This is a genomic window from Pedobacter jamesrossensis (genome assembly GCF_042650905.1).
GTDB lineage: Bacteria > Bacteroidota > Bacteroidia > Sphingobacteriales > Sphingobacteriaceae > Pedobacter > Pedobacter jamesrossensis.
Genome location: NZ_JBHSBY010000116.1, coordinates 21,907 through 29,070 on the forward strand (window position 1 = coordinate 21,907; position 7,164 = coordinate 29,070).

Here is a 7,164-nt window from a genome sequence, read left to right on the forward strand (position 1 = left end):
TATATGATATTAATTGTTGATGATGATTTAGCGGTTAGAACATCACTTTCGCTTCTTTTACAAGGTGTTGGAAATGAGGTTATTACTTCTGATAATGCATTACAGGCTTTTGAGGTTTTTAAAACCCAAAAGCCTGAGCTTGTTATTTTAGATTTGAATTTTTCTATCGATACATCGGGCAAAGAGGGTATGAGCTTGCTAAAAAAGATTAGAAGTATAGACGTAGCCGTACCAATTATATTAATTACAGGTTGGGCTAGTATAGAATTGGCTGTGCAAGGAATGAAATTAGGTGCAAACGATTTTATAAATAAGCCCTGGAGTAACGATTATGTACTTCAATCTGTAGAAACTTTATTGCAGCTTAAAGGGAAAAAAGATTCTTCAAAAAATAGAAAAGAACTTGATAAGAAATACAACTTTAAACAAATAATAGGTGAAGATGCTGGCTTGTTGAGTATTTTAGAAACCATTGGACGTGTTTCGGGTACAAATGCTTCGGTTTTAATTACTGGCGAAAGTGGAACTGGAAAAGAGTTAATTGCCGAAGGTATTCACGAAAATAGCACCAGGTCTTCAAAACCCTTTATTAAAGTAAATCTTGGTGGTATTTCTTCTTCTTTGTTCGAAAGTGAAATGTTTGGCCATGTTCGCGGCGCATTTACCGATGCCCGTTTTGATAGGGTTGGACGATTTGAAATGGCAAACAAAGGCACCATTTTTTTAGATGAAATTGGAGACTTGGAAGCTTCGAGCCAGGTAAAATTATTACGTGTATTACAAGATAGAACGTATGAAGTTTTAGGAAGCAGCCGCACAAAAACAGTTGATACCAGAGTAGTTTGCGCAACCAATAAAAACTTAAACGAAATGGTTGCATCAAGTTTATTCAGAGAAGATTTGTTGTACAGAATAAATTTGATAACAATTCATTTACCATCTTTAAGAGAACGTGCTACAGATATTCCTTTATTGGTAAATTTTTTCATTAAAAATATGAAAGAAATTTATGGACGACCAGATTTATCAGTTTCTGCTGCTGCTATGCGTTGGTTGCAACAATTACCTTTGCCTGGCAATATTCGTCAGTTAAAAAACCTGGTAGAAAGAACCGTTTTAATCAGTCATAATAACGAATTAGAAATTGATGACTTTAAATCTCAATTGAATTTATCACCACAAAAAAATGATAAAGTAAAATTACCAGGCGTTGGAACAATGACTTTAGAGCAAATGGAATCGGAAATGGTTAAACAAGCCATGAATTATCATAAAAATAGAATAACTAAGGCTGCAGCATCTTTAGGTATAACCCGAAATGCACTTTATCGCCGATTAGAAAAATACCAAATTCCTTTTAATGAAACTGAAGACTAAGTACGTTCTGTTTTTGGTTTTGCTTCACCTGATTTGCCTGGTGATGAGTTACTTCATTTTCGAAAAAAATAAAATAATTTTTATCATTTCTGAGATATTTATAATCATTTCCATAGTAATTTCTATAAATCTTTACCAACAATTAATTAGTCCGCTAACGTATTTAAGGCAGGGTATAAGTGCAATAAAGGATAAAGATTTTAGTGTTAAGTTTTTATCTACAGGTAAAAAAGAAGTCGATGAGTTGGTTGGTGTTTACAACCAGATGATTGATGAATTAAGAACAGAAAGGACAAAACAAGAAGAACAACATTTTTTTTTAGAAAAACTTATCCAAACTTCTCCAACAGGCATTATTATTTTGGATTATGATAAACATATTAAGCAAATAAATCCAAAAGCTGTTGAGATTTTAGAATCATACCCTGATTTACTTGAAAATCAAATTCATGAAATGACAACAGGAACCTCAAAAATGCTACGAATTGACGGATTACGTACTTATAAAATTCAAAAATCGCGGTTTATAGAAAGGGGATTTGAACGGGTTTTTATCATGATGGAGGAAGTTACTGCAGAGATTTTTGCAGCCGAGAAAAGTGTGTATTCTAAGGTAATTCGGATGATGGCGCATGAAGTAAACAATACGGTTGGACCTGTAAATTCGATTATTAATACGGCTCTAAACCAGCAAAATTTATGGATTAGCTATTCGGAATCACTGCTGAAAAATGCGATGAAAATCGCTGTCGATAGGAATCAAAATCTAAATGTTTTTATGCGCAATTTTGCAGATTTAGTTAAGTTGCCAAAAGCAAATAAAAAGAAGATAGATTTGGTGCAATTGATAAAATCTGTATCAAAATTGATGTATTTTACAGCTAATGAAAACGAGATTAAATTTGAATTATTACTGCCAAACGAACCTTATTTTATCTCAGCAGATATCGAACAAATGGAACAGGCGCTAATAAATATTGTTAAAAATTCTATAGAAGCTATTGGCAATAAGGGAAATATAAAATTTGAAATTGATGCTTATAAACGAGAATTGCATGTTATCGATACAGGGAATGGAATAACGGAAGAAAATGCAGAACAATTATTTAGCCCATTTTTTAGTACCAAAAAAGATGGGCAAGGCATTGGTTTAACATTAGTGCGAGAAATTTTTCTAAACCATGGATTTGAATTCTCTTTAAAGACTATAAAATCTAATTGCACAATCTTTATTGTTAAGCTATAAATATTACGTGCTTTGAGATTTTAAAATGACTATTTTTAAGTATAAATACGTGAAATTATAACAATATCTTTACGTCATATTAGTTAAAATATTTCGACTCTTATATTTGCTGAATAACAAAACTTTAAAATTAAAAATCTTTGCTTAACGAACCAAACATTCTTGCTGATATTGAAGCAATAAACAGAATTCCTTCGGTAGTTAATATACTTAAAGTTATCTGCAGTACTACTGGTATGGGTTTTGCGGCCGTAGCACGTGTTACAGATAATAAATGGGTTGCCTGTAGCTTAATTGATAATATTAATTTTGGATTAAAGCCAGGTGGAGAGTTACTGTTGCAAACAACAATTTGTGATGAAATTCGCCAGCATCATAAGCCTGTTATAATAGATCATGTTGCTGAAGATGAATATTTTGCAAATCATCATACACCTTTAATGTATGGTTTTCAGAGTTATATATCCATTCCGATAATGCTTAAATCGGGCGAATTTTTCGGTACACTGTGTGCAATCGACCCTAAGCCAGCGGTAATTAATACTCCCGAAATTATTGGCATGTTTAATTTATTTGCCGAGTTAATTGCTTTTCACCTCGACGCTATGGATAAAGTTATCTTATCAGAAAAAAAACTGTTAGAAGAACGCCATATAGCAGAGTTTAGAGAATATTTTATTGCTGTTTTAGGGCACGATTTACGTAATCCTCTTAATGCAACATTAAATAGCGCTCAACTTTTAAAGAGACTGACCGAAGATGAAAGAATTCTTAAACTTAGCGATATCATTCAGAAATCTTCGCTCCGCATAAATGGTTTGATAGAAAACATGCTCGATTTTGCCAGCGGAAGATTAGGTGAAGGTATTAAACTTTACAAAAGCGAAGAGGAATCTATTAGTACTATACTTAGTGAAATTGTTGCCGAACAGCAAACAAATTGGCCAACCCGAGAAATTTTAGTTGATTTTGATATTTCAGAATCTATAAATTGTGATGGAAAACGAATTGCTCAATTATTTTCTAATATTTTAGGAAACGCATTAAGCTACGGTAATCCTGATGAACCTGTATTGGTAAATGCGGAAACTAGAGATGGCGAATTTCATTTGTCAATAATAAATAAAGGCGAGCAAATTTCTGATGTAGCTATGGAAAGATTATTTCAGCCTTTTTCTCGCGGAGATGTTAAACCAAATCAAAAAGGACTTGGTTTGGGCTTGTTTATTGCATCGGAAATTGCCCGTGCCCATAATGGAAAAATAGATGTAACCTCTACAAAAGAGCAAACTAGTTTTACCCTAAAGATACCAATACAGTAAGTTATTTTTTATTACGAACGTAAATTTCAATAATTTCTCTATTAATATTTAAGCTATCGATTTTTTCAATCCCTTTTTGTTCTAACGTATCCTTCTTTATTGATAATTTAAAATCAAAATCGTGGTTTTCCCATCCTCGGGCACTGCAGTATTCTAAGTGTTCTTTATAATTATTGCCAATAAGGGAGTAAGTTCCGCTGCCAGAACTGTAAACTGCTGAAGAATCTTTCCCTTGATTTAAATCGTGACTAAAAAAGGCAAAGTGGGTTTCGTTAAAAATTTTTATCATTTCTGTATTCTTTGCAGGAGTTGTATTTACGGTATCTCCATTTGTAATGGCTAGGCTAGATTTTAGTTGCCATGTTCCAGTGATTTTTAACGACTCGTCGCTTTTGTTTTGTGAATTATTGCAAGCAGATAAGCTTAAACCTGCAAAAATTATAAGTGCATTAATTTTCATTAGAGATGTTTATTTGGTTACACCGCAATTTAATGTTTTTATCATAATTATATACGATAGCGCTATCTAAGCATCAAAATACTTTCATAATTTTCTAATGTAAATATGAACTGAATATTAGTTTTTAGCGTTATTTTCTCAATCTTAATAACTTTCCCCATTAGCTGATATACATCAGATATTACATCTCCAATCTTAATATTATCTAAAATATTAACAGGCGTTGTGTAGGTTAATCTTAACGACATAAATAAATTGATTAATTTAAAAACCTTATAAATACAAAAGCGATACCATTAAGCCAACATATTCTAAAATGGAATGCTAAATTTTGTTAAAGTCTTTTTAATGTCTTTTATTAAATATACCTTACAGAATGGGCGATACACTTAATTTTATACTCGGCGTTATATTTATCGCGGGTGGTTTCAGCGTTTTTTGCGTAATTTTTGGCGGCAAAAAGGGATAGCATTCATATAAAATATTTCTCTTTGAAATGTTTAATTTTGTGAATGCAACAACAGGATTTAATAAATAAAAATACTAAACAATTTAAAAGTGTTCAGTCTGGTTCTACTCAATTTAGAGTTTCTAAATTAAACGAGAATAAATGCCAGTTGTCGTCTTATAATCGTAGAGATTTTTATAAAATTTCGTTAATTACGAAGGGTGAAAGCCGTTTGCTTTATGCCAATCGTGATATCGAAATTAATAAACCTGCGTTGGTTTTTACAAATCCTTTAGTTCCTTATTCTTGGGATGGCTACATTCCAAATGAAGAATATGAAGGTTACTTCTGTGCTTTTACAGATGAATTTCTTCATGATGGTAGCCGTCTGGAAAGTTTGCAGGAATCTTCTTTGTACAAAGCAGATGGTAATCCTGTATATCTGTTAGATGACAATCAAGTAAAATACTTAGTTGATATTTTTAGCAGAATTAGAACGGAGAGCGATAGCGAATATGTTTATAAATACGAACTTATTCGAAATCATGTGAATTTAATTATTCATGAAGCTATAAAAATGCAGCCTGCAGTTGCTTATTTCGACCCACCTAATGCTGCATCTCGGATAGCCAAATTATTTCTTAGTTTATTAGAAAGGCAATTTCCTGTCGATTCTGCTCAAAGTCCTCTAAAATTAAAGAAAGCTGGTGATTATGCAGAGAAATTGGCAGTACATGTAAATCACTTAAATGCTGCTGTTCAGGAGGTTACTGGTAAGTCAACAACAACTCATATTAATGAAAGCATTATTGCCGAAGCAAAATCTTTATTAATTCATACCGATTGGAACGTAGCTGAAATAGCATTTAGCCTAGGTTTCGAATACGCTTCTTATTTTAATAATTTCTTTAAAAAACATACTGGGCTTACACCAATGAAAGCTCGGGCAATTTAAATTATTTCGCCTTATCTTTTTTAACGATGATGTATTTCAGGAAGCTTAGTTTGTAATCTTTGAATTGTTTAATAAACACTTTGATTTGTATAATTTTATAAATTTTACTGTGTTTAAATTTGTTACTAATTAAGAACATTTAAACTAAGTTAATTCAAGAATGAAAACAATAAAATTAGGAAGCCAAGGCTTAGAAGTTCCTGTGCAAGGTTTAGGCTGTATGGGCATGACAACCATTGCCGGAGGAAATATTTACGGAAAAGCCGATGAAAAAGAATCAATTGCTACCATTCATCGAGCTTTAGATTTAGGAATTAACTTTTTAGATACGGCAGATTTGTATGGCCCACTTTTAAATGAACGCTTAATTTCTAAAGCAATAAAAGGAAATCGAGATAAATATACCATTGCTACAAAATTTGGTTTTGAAATTGATGATAATGAACAATTAACCTGGGCTTTTAATGGTAAACCCGATTACGTTCGCAAAGCGATTGAGCGCTCATTACAAAATCTTGGAACTGATTACATAGACCTTTATTATTTACATCGCTTAGATCCAAATACACCTGTTGAAGAAACAGTTGGTGCAATGGCCGATTTAGTAAAATCTGGCAAGGTTAAATACATTGGCTTATCAGAAGTTTCTGCAAACACGATTAGAAAAGCACATCAGGTACATCCAGTTACAGCTATTCAAACCGAATATTCGCTCTTTGAACGTGAGCCAGAAGAGAACGGAATTTTAGATGTTTTAAATGAATTAGGTATTGGCTTTGTAGCTTATTCGCCACTTGGAAGAGGCTTTATTACCGGTGAAATTAAAAGCCCGGATGATTTTGAAGAAAATGATTTCCGTAGAAGTATCCCTCGTTATCAAGGCGAAAATTTTTATAAAAATTTAGATTTATTAAAACAGATTCAAACAATTGCAGAAAGTAAAGGCTTAACACCTTCACAATTAGCTTTGGCTTGGGTTTTATCGAACGGAATTGTTGCTATTCCTGGTACAAAAAGGATAAAATATATCGAAGAAAATGCTGCTGCTGCTGAAGTAGTTTTAACTTCCGAAGAAAAAGCAAAGTTAGAATCAATTATTCCTGTCGGCAAAACAGCTGGAACACGTTATGATGCAAATGGTATGCAAAATGTAAATGTTTAGTTAGGGGCTGTATCATAAATAAAATGATCAGCCCTTTTATTTTGCTTAAATTTTTTATATTTTTTTATGTTATTTTTTGGTTTAAAGTATTGATTTTCATATATTTATGATATAATAATCACGTTAATGGCCGCTCAGAAACCAGCTTTTAAACCCTATCTACAGGATCAGCTCATGGCTTTTCCCCCAACGTT

The 7,164-nt window shown here is 32.4% G+C and carries 7 protein-coding genes; 5 read left to right on the forward strand and 2 right to left on the reverse strand.

Features of this window, described 5'->3' with window-relative positions:
- Window positions 1-3: 3 nt before the first annotated feature.
- From ACFOUY_RS12095 to ACFOUY_RS12105, 3 genes are all read left to right on the forward strand, one after another.
- The gene (locus tag ACFOUY_RS12095) at window positions 4-1,377 is read left to right on the forward strand and encodes a sigma-54-dependent transcriptional regulator (RefSeq protein WP_378960945.1); all 1,374 of its coding nucleotides are present in this window, start codon (window positions 4-6) and stop codon (window positions 1,375-1,377) included.
- Between the two features lie 43 nt (window positions 1,378-1,420).
- Complete coding sequence (locus ACFOUY_RS12100; protein ID WP_378960954.1) at window positions 1,421-2,623, forward strand: sensor histidine kinase; 1,203 nt, start codon at window positions 1,421-1,423, stop codon at window positions 2,621-2,623.
- A 140-nt stretch (window positions 2,624-2,763) separates the two neighbouring features.
- The gene (locus ACFOUY_RS12105; RefSeq protein ID WP_378960946.1) at window positions 2,764-3,945 is read left to right on the forward strand and encodes a GAF domain-containing sensor histidine kinase; all 1,182 of its coding nucleotides are present in this window, start codon (window positions 2,764-2,766) and stop codon (window positions 3,943-3,945) included.
- A 1-nt stretch (window position 3,946) separates the two neighbouring features.
- On the opposite strand, the gene ACFOUY_RS12110 is transcribed toward ACFOUY_RS12105, so the two are convergent.
- Both ACFOUY_RS12110 and ACFOUY_RS12115 read right to left on the reverse strand, forming a co-directional pair.
- Window positions 3,947-4,405, reverse strand: coding sequence for a lipocalin family protein (locus tag ACFOUY_RS12110; protein ID WP_378960947.1), 459 nt, complete (start codon window positions 4,403-4,405; stop codon window positions 3,947-3,949).
- Window positions 4,406-4,467: 62 nt separating this feature from the next.
- Window positions 4,468-4,653, reverse strand: a complete 186-nt coding sequence (locus ACFOUY_RS12115) for a hypothetical protein (RefSeq protein WP_378960949.1) — start codon at window positions 4,651-4,653, stop codon at window positions 4,468-4,470.
- Between the two features lie 264 nt (window positions 4,654-4,917).
- Between ACFOUY_RS12115 and ACFOUY_RS12120 the strand changes: the two genes are divergently transcribed.
- Entirely contained in the window at window positions 4,918-5,808 is an 891-nt protein-coding gene (locus tag ACFOUY_RS12120) for a helix-turn-helix domain-containing protein (protein WP_378960950.1), read from the forward strand.
- A 160-nt stretch (window positions 5,809-5,968) separates the two neighbouring features.
- Window positions 5,969-6,970 (forward strand): aldo/keto reductase, encoded by a 1,002-nt coding sequence (locus ACFOUY_RS12125; protein WP_378960952.1) that lies wholly within the window; start codon window positions 5,969-5,971, stop codon window positions 6,968-6,970.
- Window positions 6,971-7,164: the final 194 nt, after the last annotated feature.

Coding starts and splice junctions, on each gene's coding strand:
- ACFOUY_RS12125 (WP_378960952.1), top strand. CDS start 5,969: ATGAAAACAATAAAATTAGGAAGCCAAGGCTTAGAAGTTCCTGTGCAA.
- ACFOUY_RS12115 (WP_378960949.1), bottom strand. CDS start 4,653: ATGTCGTTAAGATTAACCTACACAACGCCTGTTAATATTTTAGATAAT.
- ACFOUY_RS12120 (WP_378960950.1), top strand. CDS start 4,918: ATGCAACAACAGGATTTAATAAATAAAAATACTAAACAATTTAAAAGT.
- ACFOUY_RS12100 (WP_378960954.1), top strand. CDS start 1,421: ATGAGTTACTTCATTTTCGAAAAAAATAAAATAATTTTTATCATTTCT.
- ACFOUY_RS12110 (WP_378960947.1), bottom strand. CDS start 4,405: ATGAAAATTAATGCACTTATAATTTTTGCAGGTTTAAGCTTATCTGCT.
- ACFOUY_RS12095 (WP_378960945.1), top strand. CDS start 4: ATGATATTAATTGTTGATGATGATTTAGCGGTTAGAACATCACTTTCG.